Below are 16,192 nucleotides of genomic sequence, written 5' to 3'. Positions count from 1 at the left end.
GAGGTCGGCGCTCCAAGCGAGGCGACCCCCTTCTGTCGCCTTCGGCGACATCTCCCCCCTCAAGGGCGGAGATCACCTGTCGATTGTTATCAAAGTTTCATCTTCCCGAGATGTGGCTGAAACATTGAAGCTGGAGCTTGCTGGCACCGTTCGAAGCCATCAGGAGACAGCCATGAACAAGATCTCGTTGACCCGCCGCGCTTTCGTCACCTCTGCCAGCGCCGCAGGTCTGCTCGGCGCATCGGGGCTCGCTTTGCCCTATTATTCGCGCGCCAGCCAGCGCCCGGCCTTCACCCATGGCGTCCAGTCCGGCGATGTCGATGCCTCGAGCGGCATGGTGTGGACGCGCACCGACCGGCCTTCGCGCGTCATGTTCGAAGTGTCGTCGACGGAAAACTTCGCCAATGCGACGCGGCTGGCGCCGCTCGATACCTCGCCGGCCAGCGACTTCACGGTCAAGCGCCTGCTTACCGACCTCGCCTCCGACCAGGATATCTTCTACCGGATGACTGCCGCCGACCTGTCGGATATCAACGCCGTTTCCGAACCGATCGTCGGCCGTTTCCGCACAGCACCCGCCTCGAAGCGCGACATAAAATTCGCCTGGTCGGGCGACACGGCCGGCCAGGGCTGGGGAATCGATGAGACCGGCATGAAAACCTACGCCACCATCGCCAGGCACACGCCGGATTTCTTCCTGCATTCCGGCGACACCATCTATGCCGATGGCGCCATGAAGGACGAGGTAGACCTGCCTGGCGGCGGCAAGTGGAAAAACGTCGTCCTGATCGACGGCAAGCGCAAGGTGGCCGAGACGCTGGATGAGTACCGCGACCAGTGGAAATACAACATGATGGACAAAAACGTTCTGGCCTTGAGCGCCATCTGCCCGACCTTCTACCAGTGGGACGATCACGAGGTGCTGAACAACTGGTCGGATTCGAAGAATCTCGGCGCCGACAGCCGCTACACCGAAAAATCCATCCATGTGCTCGCGGCGCGTGCGGCGCGCGCCTTCCATGAGATGACGACGATCCGCTACGAGCCGTCCGAGCCCGGCCGCGTCTACCGCAAGATCGCGCATGGGCCGCTGCTCGACGTGTTCTTCCTCGACATGCGCTCCTATCGCGGCCCGAACGGCCCCGACATGCAGGAGGACATGACGCCGCAGTCACGCATGCTGGGCGAACAGCAGACGAAATGGCTGAAGCGCGAGCTGACGAATTCCAGGGCGACCTGGAAGATCATTGCCGCCGACATGCCGCTCGGCCTCGTCGTCTGGGACGACGGCGCCAAGAAGGTCGGCGCGGAAGCCATCAGCAATGGCGACAATGGCCTGCCCAAAGGCCGCGAGCTCGAGATCGCCGACCTGTTGCGCTACATCAAGACTGCCGGCATCACCAACACGGTCTGGTTGACCGCCGATGTCCACTACACGGCGGCGCACTATTACAACCCCGACAAGGCGCGGTTCCAGGATTTCAATCCTTTCTGGGAATTCGTCTCGGGCCCGATCCACGCCGGTACCTTCGGTCCCAATGATTTCGACATGACCTTCGGCCCGGAGCTGAAATTCATCAAGGCGCCGACCACCGAACAGGGCCAGAACCTGCCACCCTCGGCCGGCCTGCAGTTCTTTGGCCTGGTGGACATTTCAGGGGCGACAGAGCAGCTGACCGTGCGGCTGATGGATCGCGACGACATCGAGCTTTACAAGGTGACGCTCGATCCGGTGCGGTCGGCGTAAGCCTTTGGGTCGGTGCGAAGGATCGCTATGCCTGGAATGGGCAGCCGTCAGTCCGGGTAGCAAACCGTCGGAATCTTCGGCCACACCGCGCTGTCGCAGCCTGCAACCTGCTGCCTCTGCTTGAAAGAGGCGCTGACCGGGCCGGTGACCACGGGGTCGACGCCATCAGGGGCGTCGGCAAACATCTGCTCGGCCGTCCGGTCGGACGACGAAGCCGGATTGGCTTCCTTCACCGTGGCGGCCGATTGAGCGGCATTGGCCGCCAGCACGGCAGCGAATGCGACCGAAGCGATGAGGGGCCAAAATCGGTTGAGTTTGTCGGTCATGAATTTCGAACTACCCGGGCCCAGAAAGGTTCCCGCCTTGGTTAACAAAACCATCTCACACCGAGATGCTTAAGATTTGATGAGTATTTGGTGGTGCGCCTCCTCTTTCGCAATTGCGAAAAACCCTGTATGAGCCGCGCAACCGAAAGAGGCGGCGCCTTTTGGCCTGCTGCCTGCAACGCTCCCGAGACCACAAAATGAAAATTCGTAATATCGCGATCATCGCGCACGTCGACCATGGAAAAACCACCCTCGTCGACCAATTGCTGCGGCAATCCGGTTCCTTCCGCGACAATCAGCGCGTCGCCGAGCGCGCCATGGATTCCAACGACCTCGAAAAGGAACGCGGCATCACCATCCTGGCCAAGGCGACCTCGGTCGACTGGAAGGACACCCGCATCAACATCGTAGACACCCCCGGCCACGCCGATTTCGGAGGTGAGGTCGAGCGCATCCTGTCGATGGTGGATTCGGCGATCGTGCTGGTCGACGCGGCCGAAGGCCCGATGCCGCAGACCAAGTTCGTCGTCGGCAAGGCGCTCAAGGTCGGCCTGAAGCCGATCGTCGTCATCAACAAGATCGACCGTCCGGACGCCCGCCACGTCGAAGTGGTCAACGAGGTGTTCGACCTGTTTGCAGCGCTTGACGCCACCGACGAGCAGCTCGACTTCCCGATCCTCTACGGTTCTGGCCGCGATGGCTGGGTCTCGGAAAATCCGGAAGGCCCGAAGGACCAGGGCCTGGCGCCGCTGTTCGACCTCGTCATCAAGCATGTGCCGGAGCCGACCGTTCATCCCGGCCCGTTCCGCATGATCGGCACCATCCTGGAAGCCAATCCCTTCCTCGGCCGCATCATTACCGGCCGTATCGAGAGCGGCACGCTGAAGTCCAACCAGGCGGTCAAGGTGCTCCACCATGACGGCACGCAGATAGAAACCGGGCGCATCTCCAAGATCCTCGCGTTCCGTGGCCTTGAGCGCCAGCCGATCGAAGAGGCGCAGGCGGGTGACATCGTCGCCATTGCCGGCCTGTCCAAAGGCACCGTCGCCGACACGTTCTGCGACCTGGCGGTGACCGAGGCGTTGCATGCGCAACCGATCGATCCGCCAACCGTGACCATGTCTTTCCTGGTCAACGATTCGCCGCTCGCCGGCACTGAAGGCGACAAGGTGACCAGCCGCGTCATCCGCGACCGCCTGCTGCGCGAAGCCGAAGGCAATGTCGCGCTCAAGATCGAGGAATCGCCCGACAAGGATTCGTTCTTCGTTTCCGGCCGCGGCGAATTGCAGCTGGCCGTGCTGATCGAGACGATGCGCCGCGAAGGCTTTGAAATCGCCGTGTCGCGTCCGCGCGTCGTCATGCAGAAGGGCGAGAACGGTGAATTGCTGGAGCCGGTCGAGGAAGTCGTCATCGACGTCGACGAGGAGCATGCCGGCATCGTCGTGCAGAAGATGTCGGAGCGCAAGGCCGAGATGGTCGAGCTGCGCCCCTCCGGCGGCAACCGCCAGCGCATCGTCTTCCACGCGCCGACACGCGGCCTGATCGGTTACCAGTCGGAACTGTTGACCGACACGCGCGGCACCGCCGTGATGAATCGCCTGTTCCACGCCTACCAGCCCTACAAGGGCGAGCTGCCGGGCCGCACCAACGGCGTGCTGATCTCCAACGAACAGGGCGAGGCAGTGGCCTATGCCATGTGGAACCTCGAAGACCGCGGCCCGATGGTCATCGACCCGGGCGTCAAGGTCTATCAGGGCATGATCATCGGCATCCATAGCCGTGACAACGACCTCGAAGTGAACGTGCTGAAGGGCAAGAAGCTGACCAACATCCGCGCCGCCGGCAAGGATGAGGCGGTCAAGCTGACGCCGCCGATCCGCATGACGCTGGAGCGCGCGCTGGCCTGGATCCAGGACGACGAGCTGGTCGAGGTGACGCCGAAGACCATCCGCCTGCGCAAGCTCTATCTCGACCCGAACGAGCGCAAGCGCTTCGAGAAGTCGGCCAAGGTTGTGGGCGCGGCGTAATCGTCTGATTGTCTAAATTCGAGAGGGGCGAAGCACCGGTGCTTCGCCCCTCTTGTCATTCACCCACGGCAGCCGAAATGATGGCTTCACGATCCGGCTCGTCGGCCAGGTCAATGCGAATCGCCGTGCCGTCGCGGGCCGGCTTGCGCAAAGCTCTGGCGCCTTCGGGAACAACAACCAGCAATCGTTTCTCCTCCAGCGCCTGAAGCCTTGATCGGGAGATGCCGAGTTCGCCGGCGAGCAAGCGGTCGAGCCGCAGCGATGTCGGCATTTCCAGCCCAAGCCTGATTTCAAGCGCGGCTGCGGGTCGGCCTTCGCCGCCGAGCCGGTGTTTGTGAACGGCGACATCGGGAAACTCCTCGACGCGACCGACCCGGTTTCGCAAAGCCACGACATCGAAGGCATGGCGGCGGGCGGGGGCCGGATCGTTGCTTTCGAGCGCTGCCAGCAGCGCGGGTTCGATGTCGCGGCGGTTGCAGCGTTCGAAAATGCCGAAATTCCACGAATTGTCGCAGTCGATGCAGCGATAGATCAGCCAGACATCAATGCGTTTGCCATTGGCGTTGACGCGGAATTTGTCGCTGCAGCGATAGGCTTTCACGGCGCTGCAGCGGTCGCAGTGGACCAGGGGTCGAGGCGCGATTTCGGGCGTGATTGCCCAGTGGATAGCGAGATGTTGGGACAAGCCGGAAAACCTTCCAGGTGGAAGTTCTTCAGGTCGGCAATGGCGAGATGCCCATGCGGGCACGGCGTGGCGAGAGCTAGCTATGTCGGAAATCAGCTGTCACGGGCGGCAAAGCGCGCGACAACGGTTCAGCAGTGCCAAACCGGTCTCGAACCGCCGCCTGAGGAACACGTGAAATGGAGCAGGCACCGCTTAATGCGGCGCCCTGCCAAGTGTGATCAGGGGAGTTGGCGAGACCGGCGGTTACTGAGGCAAAATGAAGCTCGAAATGAATGTCGGGACGGTTCTTCTAGCGGCAAGATGCCGAGCGGCAAGGTTCATAGGGTGTCTCGCCCTGCTCAGGCGAAGGCGATCTGTACCTTCATCGATTTGTTGCGGTCGCCGGCGATCTCGAAAGCCGCAACCGCCTCGTCCATTGGATAGATGCCGGTCAGCAGCGGCTTAACGTCGACGCGACGGTTGTTGATCAGATCGACGGCCAGCGCGAACTCGTCGTGGAAACGGAAGGAGCCGCGCATTTCGATCTCCTTAGCGACGATGAGATTCTGAGGCAGCGACATGTCGCCGCCTAGGCCGAGCTGCACGAGCACCCCGCGCGGCTTCAGCACATCGAGCCCGGCTCGCACCGCGCGCTCATTGCCGGAGCATTCGAACATGACGTCGAAACTGCCCTTCTCGACATTGTAGCCAGCGAGCTTGTCGGCATCTGTGGCGACATTGATGGTGCGGTCGGCGCCGATCTCGTTGGCCTTGGCCAGAACCGCGTCCATGACATCGGTGACGACGATCTCACGCGCGCCGTGGACACGTGCGGCAAGGATGCTGAGCGCACCGATCGGCCCGCTGCCTGTGACCAAGACCCGCTTGCCGAGCAGCGAGCCGGCGCGGTTGACGGCATGCAGCGTTACCGCGAACGGCTCAGAAAAGGCGGCTTCGTTGATGGAGACATGGTCGGCGATCTTGTGGCACTGCCAGGCCTCGGCGACGAGGCACTGGCGGAAGGCGCCCTGTATATGTGGCATCGGCATGGCGCTGCCGTAGAATCGCATGTCGAGGCATTGGTTCTGCACGCCCTGCAGGCAGTAGCGGCACGCATTGCAGGGCCGGCTGGGCGAAATCGCGACGCGGTCGCCGACCACGAGGCTGGAGACGCCGGCGCCAAGCGCCTTCACCGTGCCAGCGACCTCATGTCCGAGGATCATCGGCTCGCGCAGGCGCACCACGCCGAAGCCGCCATGATTGTAATAGTGCAGGTCCGAGCCGCAGATGCCGCCGGCCTCGACCGATATTTCGACCTGTCCGGCGCCAGGCGCGCCCGAATCGGTCTCTTCGATGCGCAGGTCTTTTGCGGCGTGGATGACGATTGATTTCACGGCCGCGATCCTTTCTCAAACCGCTGGCACGGGCAAGTCCGATCTCCGAAATGTGTCGCGTTCGTTGGCCCATCAGGCAGAGGGGTGCCAAATTGACGCCGATCGGATATCATTTGCCATCCAACGCTCGAAGGCTCCGCCATGCACCTCACCTCGCTGCTGATCTTCGCCGCCGCTCTCTTCGTTGCCGCCGGCTCCCCCGGCCCATCGATCGCGGCACTGGTTGCCCGCGTCATCTCGAAGGGCTTTCGTGACGTGTTTCCGTTCCTGCTCGCCATGTGGATCGGCGAGGCCATCTGGCTGTCGCTGGCGGTGTTCGGGCTGGCGGTCGTGGCGCAGACCTTCCATTTCGCCTTCGTCGTCGTGAAATGGATCGGCGTCGCTTACCTCGCCTACCTCGCCTTCAAGATGTGGAACGCACCTGTCGACGCAAAAGAAGGCGAGATGCCGCGCGAGGATTCGGCGACAAAGCTGTTCTTTGCCGGCATGGCGGTGACGCTCGGCAATCCCAAGATCATGATGTTCTATCTGGCGCTGCTGCCGACGATCATCGACCTCGCTTCGGTGAGTGTCATCGGCTGGGTCGAACTGACGGCGACGATGGCGGTGGTTCTGATCGCCATCGATCTCGCCTGGGTCGTCGCGGCCTCACAGGCGCGCAAACTGTTGAAGAGCAAGCGTGCGATGAAGATCGCCAACCGCATCAGCGCCACGACGATGGCCGGCGCTGCCGGGGCCATCGCGGCGCGATCCTGACCGCCTTTCTATGGGAACCTCAAAGCTAGACTTTGTCCAATAGATCCATGCTATCAGACGTGCCAACTTTCCAGCCGGCGAAGCATCCCAAAACGCCACAGGCCGCGCATCGTACGCCAACATACAGCCAGCGAACGCCGTCACGTTCCGGGTAGATGGAAAACCCGACGCCGATGTTTGCAGCTTCGGAGCCGCACTCGGTGCACGCCCATCGTTCCGGCTGGGCTTCGTCCCAAAATTCCGCACTGTCGCAGATAAGATGCTCGGATCCGCAGACCGTGCACGTTCGTCGCGCCACACCCTCGTCATCGTCGGCATCGAGGAGAAACGAGATGGAACCGCACTTGCAGCGGGCGAGCCTGAAGTCATGAACCTCGGCGTTGTCGGCGCCATAGGCTTCCAAGTATTCTCCGATGTCAGTGGGCTCGCTGCCAACCCACCACTTGCCTGACGTATCTATCGTCATTGGTCACCTCGCCATGGCGTGGTATTCGTCGTTCGGGCGCATGTCGATGGCCGCCGCCACGCGGTTCGACATGTTGAAGAAGGCGGCGGTCGAGGCGATGTCCCAGATGTCGCGGTTGGTGAAGCCGGCGTTGCGCAGTGCTTCCCTGTCCGCCTCGACGATCTTTGCCGGCTCTTCCGTCAGCTTGACGGCGAATTCGAGCATCGCCGTCTGTTTCGGTGAAAGATTGGCAGCGCGGAAGTTCATCACCATCATCTCGCCGAGAGCCGGATCGCCGGAGATCTGGCGCACCGCCGCGCCATGCGCGGTCAGGCAATAATAGCAATGGTTGATCGAGGAGACGACGACCGCGATCATCTCCCGTTCCAGCTTCGACAGGCCGGATTCACCCAGCATCAGATCATTGTAGGTTTCGGTAAAGGCGCGCAGCTTCTTCTCGTCGAAGGCATAGGCAAGAAGCACGTTGGGAACCAGGCCGAGCTTTTCCTCGCATTTGGCGAAATAGGCTTTTGTCGCCTCGCTCAGTTCCGCGATACCCAAGTCAAGTGCGCTGATTTTGCCGGACATGGGGTCTTCCTCCTCGTTCACCGCCGCCTGACCGTCGAATTCCTGTAATTCTTATCGAGCCGTCAAACCTTTGTCGCCAAACAGCGGTCATCTGCTACCATAGTCGTAAAAGCATGTGACGGGAGGACAACATGGCGAGCGTGAAATCCGCAGCTAAGCCGAAGAAAACAGCCACTGCCGGGGTGAAACCCGACGGGAAGCCGGCCAGGCTCGCCGACTATCTGCTGGCCCGCGCGCCGGCCGAAGACATTGCCGCCTATGACGCCGCCGACCTGGAGCGAGCCGCCGACCTGGCAGGACGTGCGGTCGCCGCCCACAAGAAGGGCCAAAGTGTCGTCGCCGTCGATGCCGGGTCGGGCGTCTCCCGCGAGGGCCGCCCGATGACGATCATCACCGTCGTCAACGACAACATGCCGTTCCTGTTCGATTCGATCCTCGGCGAGATCACAGAAACTGCCGGCGAACCGACTTTGGTCACCCATCCGGTCATCGTCGTGCGTCACGGCAAGGCCGGCGTCGACGAGATCCTCGGCGACGGCAGCGCCCTCAAGGACGATGGCAATCACGACCGCCTGAGCGTCGTCCATGTCCATATTCCGCGCCTGACGGCGGAGCAGGCCGACGCGCTGGCCGACCGCCTGCGCAAGATGCTCAACCAGGTGCGCGCCGCCGTCAGCGACTGGAAGCCGATGCTCGCCCGTCTCGACCAGGCGATTTCCGAATTCCGCTATTCCGCCGTGCCGCTCGACAAGAAGAGCGTTGCCGAGGCCATCGCCTTCCTTGAATGGCTGCGCGACGACAATTTCACTTTCCTTGGCATGCGCGAGTTCAAATATTCCGGCGGCGCGGAGAGCGGCAATCTGGAGCGCGCCGACAAACCCGGTCTCGGCATCCTCGCCGACCCGGATGTGCTGGTGCTCCGGCGCGGCACCGAGGCGGTGACGACGACGCCCGAAATCCGCGCCTTCCTGCATGGGCCGGAGCCGCTGATCGTCACCAAGGCCAACGCCAAGTCGCTGGTGCACCGCCGCATTTATCTCGATTATATCGGCGTCAAAACCTACACCGCCAAGGGCACGCTTGCCGGCGAGTTGCGCATGGTCGGCCTGTTCACCTCGACTGCCTACACGCGCTCGGTGATGAAAATCCCGTATCTGAGGTCAAAGGCCGAGACCATCATCGCCAAGTCCGGCTTCGACCGGCACGACCATTCCGGCAAGGCGCTGATCAACGTTCTGGAGAGCTATCCGCGCGACGAACTGTTCCAGGTGCCGGTGCCGATCCTGAAGAAGCACGCCTCGGCCATTCTCGGCCTGGTCGAGCGGCCGCGGGTGCGGGCGCTGGTGCGCGCCGACCAGTTCGACCGCTTCGTCTCGATCCTCGTCTTCGTGCCGCGCGACCGCTATGACAGCGTCGTGCGCGAGAAGATCGGCACCTATCTCAAGACCGTCTTCGAGGGCCGTTTGTCGGCTTACTATCCGGCTTTCCCCGAGGGCGGGCTGGCGCGTGTGCATTTCATCATCGGCCGCTCCGGCGGCAAGACGCCGAAGGTCGAGCAGGCTGTGATCGAAGCGGCGATCCGCGACATCGTGCGAACCTGGGACGACGCGCTGGCCGAAGCCGCGGAAGCCGTCGGCGGCGATCCATCGCTGAAGGCGATCGCCGCGCGTCTGCCTGAGAGCTATCGCGATTCCTTCAGCGCGGCCGTCGCGCTGAAGGATGCGGGGCGCATCGCCGGCATCAGCACCGCCAACCCGATCGCCATCGACTATTACCGCCATGCCGAGCAGAAACCGCATCAGGCAGCGCTGAAGATCTACCACCACGGCAGCCCGGTAGCGCTGTCGCGTCGCGTGCCGGTGCTGGAAAACATCGGCTTCCGCGTCATCAGCGAGCGCACCTTCGAAGTTGGCGAGGACGGCGGCGACACCGTCTTCGTCCACGACATGGAACTGGAGAACAGCTACGGCAAGCCGATCGACCTCAGCGATGGCGGCGCGCTGTTCGAGGACGCGTTCCTGTCGGTCTGGCGCGGCGACATCGACAATGACAGCTATAACGGGCTTGCCCAGACCGCCGGCCTGTGGTCGGGCGAAGTCAGCATTCTGCGCGCCTATGGCCGCTACCTGCAGCAAGCCGGTATCCCGCAGAGCCAGGATTTCATCGCGGCCGCGCTCAATCGCTATCCCGACATTGCGCGCGGCCTGCATGCACTGTTCGTCGCTCGTCTCGGCCCGACCGCCGAGACGGAAGGCGTGATCGCCGCCAAGCACCTCAAGGCCAAGATCAAGGACGCGCTGGAGGAAGTCCCTAACATTGATGACGACACGATCATCCGCCGCTATCTCAACCTGATCGAAGCCTCGTTGCGCACCAACCATTTCGTTGCGGGAACGAAGGCGCGGGGCCAGTCGCTGGCGATCAAGCTCGATTCGCAAGCGGTCGAAGGATTGCCAGCGCCGCGGCCGTGGCGCGAGATCTTCGTCTATGGTTCCGAGGTCGAAGGCGTGCATCTGCGCTTCGGCCCGGTTGCGCGCGGCGGCCTGCGCTGGTCGGACCGCGCCCAGGATTACCGCACCGAGGTGCTCGGCCTGGTCAAGGCGCAGCAGGTCAAGAACGCCGTCATCGTGCCGGTCGGCGCCAAGGGCGGCTTCTATCCGAAGAAGCTGCCGATGAGCGCCGGCCGCGACGCCATCTTCGAGGCCGGCACCTCGGCCTACAAGAATTTCGTTTCCAGCCTGCTGTCGATCACCGACAATATCGGCCTCGATGGCGTCATACCCCCAGCCGGCGTCGTCAGGCGCGATCCTGACGATCCCTACTTTGTCGTCGCCGCCGACAAGGGCACGGCAACCTTCTCCGACACCGCCAATGCCATTTCGGAGAAACACGGTTTCTGGCTCGACGATGCCTTCGCCAGCGGCGGCTCGGCCGGTTACGACCACAAGAAGATGGGCATCACCGCCAAAGGCGCCTGGGAAGCGGTCAAGCGGCATTTCCGCGAGATCAACCGCGACATCCAGGCCACCCCCTTCACCGTCGTCGGCGTCGGCGACATGTCGGGCGACGTGTTCGGCAACGGCATGCTGCTGTCGCCGCAGACCAGGCTGATCGCCGCCTTCGACCATCGCGACATCTTCATCGATCCCGATCCAGACAGAGTGGCGTCGATGGCCGAGCGCGAGCGCATGTTCGCGCTGCCGCGTTCGTCTTGGCAGGACTATGACGAGACCAAACTGTCGGAAGGCGGCGTCATCGTCTCGCGCAGCCAGAAGTCGATCACGCTGCCTGCGGCAGCGGCGGCGGCGATTGGCCTCGCCAAGACCACCGCGACACCGGCCGAGATCATGACCGCCATCCTCAAGGCGAACGTCGACCTTCTGTGGTTCGGCGGCATCGGCACGTATTTACGGGCCTCGGGCGAAACCAATGCCGAAGTCGGCGACCGCGCCAATGACGCCATCCGCATCACCGCGCTCGATGTGCGGGCCAAAGTGATCGGTGAGGGCGCCAATCTCGGCGTCACGCAGCGTGCCCGCATCGAATTCGGCATGAATGGCGGTCGCTGCAACTCCGATGCCATCGACAATTCCGGCGGCGTCAACTGCTCCGACGTCGAGGTCAACATCAAGATCGCGCTGGCGTCCGCCATGCGCAAGGGATCGCTGACCCGGCCGGCCCGCAACAAGCTGCTGGCCGAGATGACCGACGAGGTCGCCGGCCTCGTGCTGTCCAACAATTACGAACAGACGCTGGCGCTTTCCATCGCCCGCAAGCGCGGCCTTGCCGACATCGCGCACCAGAGCCGGTTCATGGCGGCGCTGGAGGCTCGGGGCCTGCTCGACCGCGCTGTCGAGACGCTGCCGTCGCCGGCCGCCCTTGCCGAGCGCGAGGCGCGTGGCGAGCCGCTGACCCGGGCGGAGCTTGGCGTGCTGCTCGCCTATGCCAAGATCGTGCTGTTTTCCGACATCGTCGCCAGCGACGTGCCTGACGACGCGCATTTCGACCGCGACCTGATGGGCTATTTCCCTGACCGGATGGCGAAGAAATATGCGGCCGAGATCCATGGCCACCGGCTGCGCCGCGAAATCATCGCCCGCGTCGTCGCCAACGATCTCGTCAATCGCGGCGGACCGTCATTCGTCAACCGGCTGCAGGAAGCCACGGGGCGCAGCGCGGCCGACGTGGTGCGCACCTTCGCCGTGGTGCGCGACGGCTTCGCGTTGCCGGCGCTCTATCGGGAGATCGATGCGCTGGACAGCCACATCGACGGCCAGGCGCAGCTCGATCTCTACCAGTCCGTCAGCCGGCTTATCTTCGTGACCAGCGGCTGGTATCTGAAGAACGATGCCGGCACCGCAGCGCTCGGCCAGCGCATTGCCGAACTGCAAGAGGCGCGCATGGCGCTGGAGCCGAAGCTGCTCTCGCTGCTACCGGCCTTCTCGCGCGAGCGGGTCGAAGAGCGGCGGCACGGCCTCTTCAAGGCCGGCGCCCCGGAAAAGCTCGCCGGGCAGCTGGCAATGGCCGATGTGGCGGGACTGATCCCCGACATCGCACTGACGGCGCGCACGGCCAATGCCGACGTCGTCGCCTCGGCCAAGGCGTTCTTCGCCGTCAGCGATGCCTTCCGCATTCCGCGCGTCGAAGAGGCGGCGCGTTCTATCACGCCGTCGGACTATTACGACCAGCTGGCGCTGTCGCGCGCCACCGACACGATCGGCGCGGCGCGGCGCGGCATCGCGGTGGCGGCTCTCGCCGGCCATGCCGGAACGGCGGATCCTGTGGCGGCCTGGCTGGAAGCCGGCGGCGAGCGCGTGGCGCGCATTCGCGAGCGGCTGCAGGCGCTGACCGAAGGCGGGGATATCACCGTGTCCAGGCTGTCGGTGGCTTCGGGGCTGATGAGCGATCTGACGGGGATGTGAGGCTCGGGACTTACCCTCCCCCTTGTGGGGAGGGTCGCTGCGAAGCAGCGGGGTGGGGGTGCGGCACCGACCCCCACCCGGACCTTCGGTCCGACCTCCCCACAAGGGGGAGGTAGGGGCGCGGCGCCTTTCTTCGCGTCTCTATGCAGGTAGACAGCGGCGACATCCAGGTGAGGGGCAGCGCGAATCTTTGGCGGTTTGCATGAGCATTCGAAACATGCAGACATGGCGTCCGACAAGCGCGGTGTCCGGGGGAATCATCATGGCGGCGATAGATGCAGTGCAGCGGGCATCCGGGCGTGGCATCTGGGGGTGGATGTTCTTCGACTGGGCGGCGCAGCCGTTTTTCACCGTCGTCACCACCTTCATCTTCGGGCCTTATTTCGTCTCGCGCATGGCGAGCGATCCGGTCTCAGGCCAGGCGGCCTGGGGCTACGGCATCGCTGTTGCGGGCCTGGTCATTGCCGTGCTGTCTCCCATCCTCGGCTCGATTGCCGACCAGACCGGGCCGCGCAAGCCATGGATTGCGTTCTTCGCCTCGATCAAGATCATCAGCCTTTGCCTGCTATGGTTCGCCGCTCCCGGCTCGAACCTTTTCCTGGTGGTGCTGTTCTTTTCTCTCGCTTCGGTCGCGGCGGAATTCTCGACCGTGTTCAACGATTCGATGATGCCGCGCCTGGTGCCGAAGAGCGAGATCGGCCACGTCTCCAACATTGCCTGGGGACTTGGTTATCTCGGCGGCATGATCGCGCTGATCTTTGTCGTCGCCTGTCTGGCGGGTTCGCCGGAGACCGGCAAGACGATCATCGGCATCGACCCGCTCTTTGGGCTCGACCCGAAACTCGGCGAGGACGCGCGCGCCACCGGGCCGCTGTCGGCCGGCTGGTATTTCCTGTTCATCCTGCCGATGTTCTTCTTCACGCCAGACGCCATCAAAGGCATTCCGATCGGGCCGGCGGTGCGCGAGGGGCTGTCGGAACTGAAGTCGACGCTGACTGAAGTGCGCCGGCGCAAAGGCATCTTCCGCTTCCTTGTCGCCCGCATGATTTATCAGGACGGCGTCAATGCGCTGCTCGCTTTGGGCGGCACCTTTGCGGCAGCGATGTTCCATTGGTCGATCACCGAGATCGGCATGTTCGGCATTATTCTCAACGTCGTCGCCATCGTCGGCTGCCTGGTTGCCGCATGGCTGGACACCGCGCTTGGCTCCAAGACCATCGTGATGATTTCGCTCGTCCTGCTCAGCATCGCCACCATCGGCATCGTTTCGACCGGGCCAGGCTACACGCTGTTCGGCGCCTGGATGATGCCGGGAGCCGATAGTGGCGGCCTGTTCGGCACGGCGGCGGAAAAGGCCTACATTTTCTATGGCCTGTTGATCGGGCTGGCGTTCGGACCGGTGCAGGCGTCGTCACGCTCCTACATGGCGCGCAGCGTGACCGCGGCCGAATCCGGCCGCTATTTCGGCATCTATGCGCTGGCCGGAAGGGCGACGAGTTTCCTGGCGCCGTTCATGGTGGCGTCGATCACGCTCGCCAGCGGCTCGGCGCGGCTCGGCATGGCGGCCATCGTGCTGTTCCTGGGCGTTGGGATCGCGATATTGATCTGGACGCCGTACCCGGCGGATCAGCCAGTGGAATAGCGCCGCACTTTTCCTTCTCCCCTTGTGGGAAAAGGCAGAGGCGCTCAATGCCTGAAATGCCTCACGCCGGTAAACACCATGGCGATGCCATGCGCGTCGGCAGCGGCGATAACGTCGTCGTCGCGCATCGAGCCGCCGGGCTGGATCACCGCCGTGGCGCCGGCTTCGATCGCGGATATGAGCCCGTCGGCGAAAGGGAAGAAAGCGTCGGAGGCGACCACCGAGCCCTTGGTCAACGGCTCCGCGAGGCCAGCTGCTTCCGCCGCGTCGAGCGCCTTGTGGGCGGCGATGCGCGAGGAATCGACGCGGCTCATCTGCCCGGCGCCGATGCCGACCGTGGCGCCGTCCTTGGCGTAAACGATGGCGTTCGACTTGACGTGCTTAGCGATGCGGAAAGCGAATTTGAGGTCGGCCATCTCGGCCGCCGTCGGCGCGCGCCTGGTCACCACCTTCAGTTCGAAATCGTCGACCACCGCGTTGTCGCGGCCCTGGACGAGCATGCCGCCAGCGACGGATTTCACAGTGATGCCGCCGGCGTGCGGATCGGGCAGACCGCCGGTGACCAGCAGTCGCAAATTCTTTTTGGCGGCGATGATGCGGACAGCGTCCTCCGAAGCGTTCGGCGCGATGATCACCTCGGTGAAGGTTTTTACGATCTCCTGAGCCGCTTCGGCATCAAGGATGCGGTTCATGGCGATGATACCGCCGAAGGCCGAGACCGGGTCGCAGGCCAGCGCCCTGGCATAGGCAGCCGACAGCGAAGCGCCCTCGGCGACGCCGCACGGGTTGGCGTGCTTGATGATGGCAACGGCGGCGCAGCGGTTGGGGTCGAACTCGCCAACCAGCTCGAAGGCGGCGTCGGTGTCATTGATGTTGTTGTAGGACAGCTGCTTCCCCTGCAGCTGGCGGGCCGTGGCGACCCCCGGCCGCTTGTCGCCATTGACGTAGAAGCCGGCGCTCTGATGCGGGTTCTCGCCATAGCGCATGACGCTTTCCAGCCTGCCGCCGAAGGCGCGCCAGGTCGGGTGCTCGATCTCAAGCGTTTCGGCGAACCAGCCGGAGATCGCCGCATCGTAGCTGGCGGTGCGGGCAAAGGCCTTGGCCGCCAGCTTCTGGCGGAAATCCAGCGACAGCGAGCCGATGTTCATCTCCAGCGCGTTCAGCACCGAGGCGTAGTCGCCGGGATCGGTGACGATGGCGACATAGGCGTGATTCTTGGCCGAAGCGCGGATCATCGCCGGGCCGCCAATGTCGATGTTCTCGACAACAGCGGCATAGTCGGCGCCGGAACGGCGGACCTCCTCGAACGGGTAGAGATTGGAGACGAGCAGATCGATCGGCTCGATACCGTGATCGTGCATCGCCTTGGCGTGTTCGGGATCGTCGCGCACGCCGAGCAGCGCGCCATGCACCGACGGGTGCAGCGTCTTGACGCGGCCGTCCATGATCTCGGGAAAGCCTGTCAGTTCCGAGACGTCACGCACCGCCAGCCCCGCCTCGGCGATCGCCTTTGCCGTACCTCCGGTCGAGACCAGCTCGACGCCGGCCGCGACCAGCCCTTTGGCGAAGTCGATCAGGCCGGTCTTGTCGAAGACGGAAAGCAGGGCGCGGCGGACCGGAACGAGGTCGGGTGCCGGAATGTTCTTGGCGGCGACGGCCATGGGCTGGCGGCCTTTCAGGG

Annotated in this window: 11 protein-coding genes; 5 read left to right on the top strand and 6 right to left on the bottom strand. The window is 63.7% G+C overall.

The window, feature by feature from the left end; genetic code table 11:
* The first annotated feature begins 172 nt into the window (after positions 1-172).
* The gene (locus NLY36_RS13930) at positions 173-1,747 is read left to right on the top strand and encodes an alkaline phosphatase D family protein (RefSeq protein WP_023700189.1); all 1,575 of its coding nucleotides are present in this window, start codon (positions 173-175) and stop codon (positions 1,745-1,747) included.
* Between the two features lie 47 nt (positions 1,748-1,794).
* Here NLY36_RS13930 and NLY36_RS13925 read toward each other — a convergent pair whose 3' ends face one another.
* A complete protein-coding gene (locus NLY36_RS13925; protein ID WP_023753187.1) occupies positions 1,795-2,073 on the bottom strand; it encodes a hypothetical protein in 279 nt (92 codons plus the stop codon).
* 197 nt (positions 2,074-2,270) lie between these two features.
* Between NLY36_RS13925 and typA the strand changes: the two genes are divergently transcribed.
* The gene (typA, locus tag NLY36_RS13920) at positions 2,271-4,100 is read left to right on the top strand and encodes a translational GTPase TypA (protein WP_023681424.1); all 1,830 of its coding nucleotides are present in this window, start codon (positions 2,271-2,273) and stop codon (positions 4,098-4,100) included.
* A 55-nt stretch (positions 4,101-4,155) separates the two neighbouring features.
* Here typA and NLY36_RS13915 read toward each other — a convergent pair whose 3' ends face one another.
* Together NLY36_RS13915 and NLY36_RS13910 are read right to left on the bottom strand one after the other, a co-directional pair.
* Positions 4,156-4,785, bottom strand: coding sequence for a DUF1062 domain-containing protein (locus NLY36_RS13915; RefSeq protein WP_023736820.1), 630 nt, complete (start codon positions 4,783-4,785; stop codon positions 4,156-4,158).
* A gap of 338 nt (positions 4,786-5,123) precedes the next feature.
* Positions 5,124-6,158 (bottom strand): L-idonate 5-dehydrogenase, encoded by a 1,035-nt coding sequence (locus tag NLY36_RS13910; RefSeq protein WP_023736821.1) that lies wholly within the window; start codon positions 6,156-6,158, stop codon positions 5,124-5,126.
* Between the two features lie 141 nt (positions 6,159-6,299).
* On the opposite strand from NLY36_RS13910, the gene NLY36_RS13905 reads away from it, so the two are divergent.
* Entirely contained in the window at positions 6,300-6,914 is a 615-nt protein-coding gene (locus tag NLY36_RS13905) for a LysE family translocator (RefSeq protein ID WP_023736822.1), read from the top strand.
* Positions 6,915-6,939: 25 nt separating this feature from the next.
* Here NLY36_RS13905 and NLY36_RS13900 read toward each other — a convergent pair whose 3' ends face one another.
* Positions 6,940-7,380 carry a hypothetical protein gene (locus NLY36_RS13900; protein ID WP_023736823.1) on the bottom strand — a complete coding sequence of 147 codons (441 nt, stop codon included), beginning with the start codon at positions 7,378-7,380 and terminating at the stop codon, positions 6,940-6,942.
* Positions 7,381-7,383: 3 nt separating this feature from the next.
* Positions 7,384-7,947, bottom strand: coding sequence for a peroxidase-related enzyme (locus NLY36_RS13895; RefSeq protein ID WP_023736824.1), 564 nt, complete (start codon positions 7,945-7,947; stop codon positions 7,384-7,386).
* A 131-nt stretch (positions 7,948-8,078) separates the two neighbouring features.
* On the opposite strand from NLY36_RS13895, the gene NLY36_RS13890 reads away from it, so the two are divergent.
* On the top strand, positions 8,079-12,869 hold the full coding sequence (locus NLY36_RS13890; protein WP_023736825.1) for an NAD-glutamate dehydrogenase: 4,791 nt from the start codon (positions 8,079-8,081) through the stop codon (positions 12,867-12,869).
* 262 nt (positions 12,870-13,131) lie between these two features.
* Positions 13,132-14,511: an MFS transporter gene (locus tag NLY36_RS13885; protein ID WP_023736826.1), complete on the top strand. Its 1,380-nt coding sequence runs from the start codon at positions 13,132-13,134 to the stop codon at positions 14,509-14,511.
* Positions 14,512-14,555: 44 nt separating this feature from the next.
* Here the strand turns inward: NLY36_RS13885 and purH are convergent, their stop codons facing one another.
* The gene (purH, locus tag NLY36_RS13880; RefSeq protein WP_023736827.1) at positions 14,556-16,172 is read right to left on the bottom strand and encodes a bifunctional phosphoribosylaminoimidazolecarboxamide formyltransferase/IMP cyclohydrolase; all 1,617 of its coding nucleotides are present in this window, start codon (positions 16,170-16,172) and stop codon (positions 14,556-14,558) included.
* Between the last annotated feature and the right edge of the window lie 20 nt (positions 16,173-16,192).

This window comes from Mesorhizobium sp. C399B, from assembly GCF_030323185.1.
GTDB lineage: Bacteria > Pseudomonadota > Alphaproteobacteria > Rhizobiales > Rhizobiaceae > Mesorhizobium.
Note: the sequence above shows the minus strand (reverse complement) of the source record. Positions and strands in the feature narration are given on the sequence as shown.

What these genes read in the sequence shown, in the direction of transcription:
- NLY36_RS13930 (WP_023700189.1), top strand. Translation starts at nt 173, where the DNA reads ATGAACAAGATCTCGTTGACCCGCCGCGCTTTCGTCACCTCTGCCAGC.
- NLY36_RS13925 (WP_023753187.1), bottom strand. Translation starts at nt 2,073, where the DNA reads ATGACCGACAAACTCAACCGATTTTGGCCCCTCATCGCTTCGGTCGCA.
- typA (WP_023681424.1), top strand. Translation starts at nt 2,271, where the DNA reads ATGAAAATTCGTAATATCGCGATCATCGCGCACGTCGACCATGGAAAA.
- NLY36_RS13905 (WP_023736822.1), top strand. Translation starts at nt 6,300, where the DNA reads ATGCACCTCACCTCGCTGCTGATCTTCGCCGCCGCTCTCTTCGTTGCC.
- NLY36_RS13900 (WP_023736823.1), bottom strand. Translation starts at nt 7,380, where the DNA reads ATGACGATAGATACGTCAGGCAAGTGGTGGGTTGGCAGCGAGCCCACT.
- NLY36_RS13895 (WP_023736824.1), bottom strand. Translation starts at nt 7,947, where the DNA reads ATGTCCGGCAAAATCAGCGCACTTGACTTGGGTATCGCGGAACTGAGC.
- NLY36_RS13890 (WP_023736825.1), top strand. Translation starts at nt 8,079, where the DNA reads ATGGCGAGCGTGAAATCCGCAGCTAAGCCGAAGAAAACAGCCACTGCC.
- NLY36_RS13885 (WP_023736826.1), top strand. Translation starts at nt 13,132, where the DNA reads ATGGCGGCGATAGATGCAGTGCAGCGGGCATCCGGGCGTGGCATCTGG.
- purH (WP_023736827.1), bottom strand. Translation starts at nt 16,172, where the DNA reads ATGGCCGTCGCCGCCAAGAACATTCCGGCACCCGACCTCGTTCCGGTC.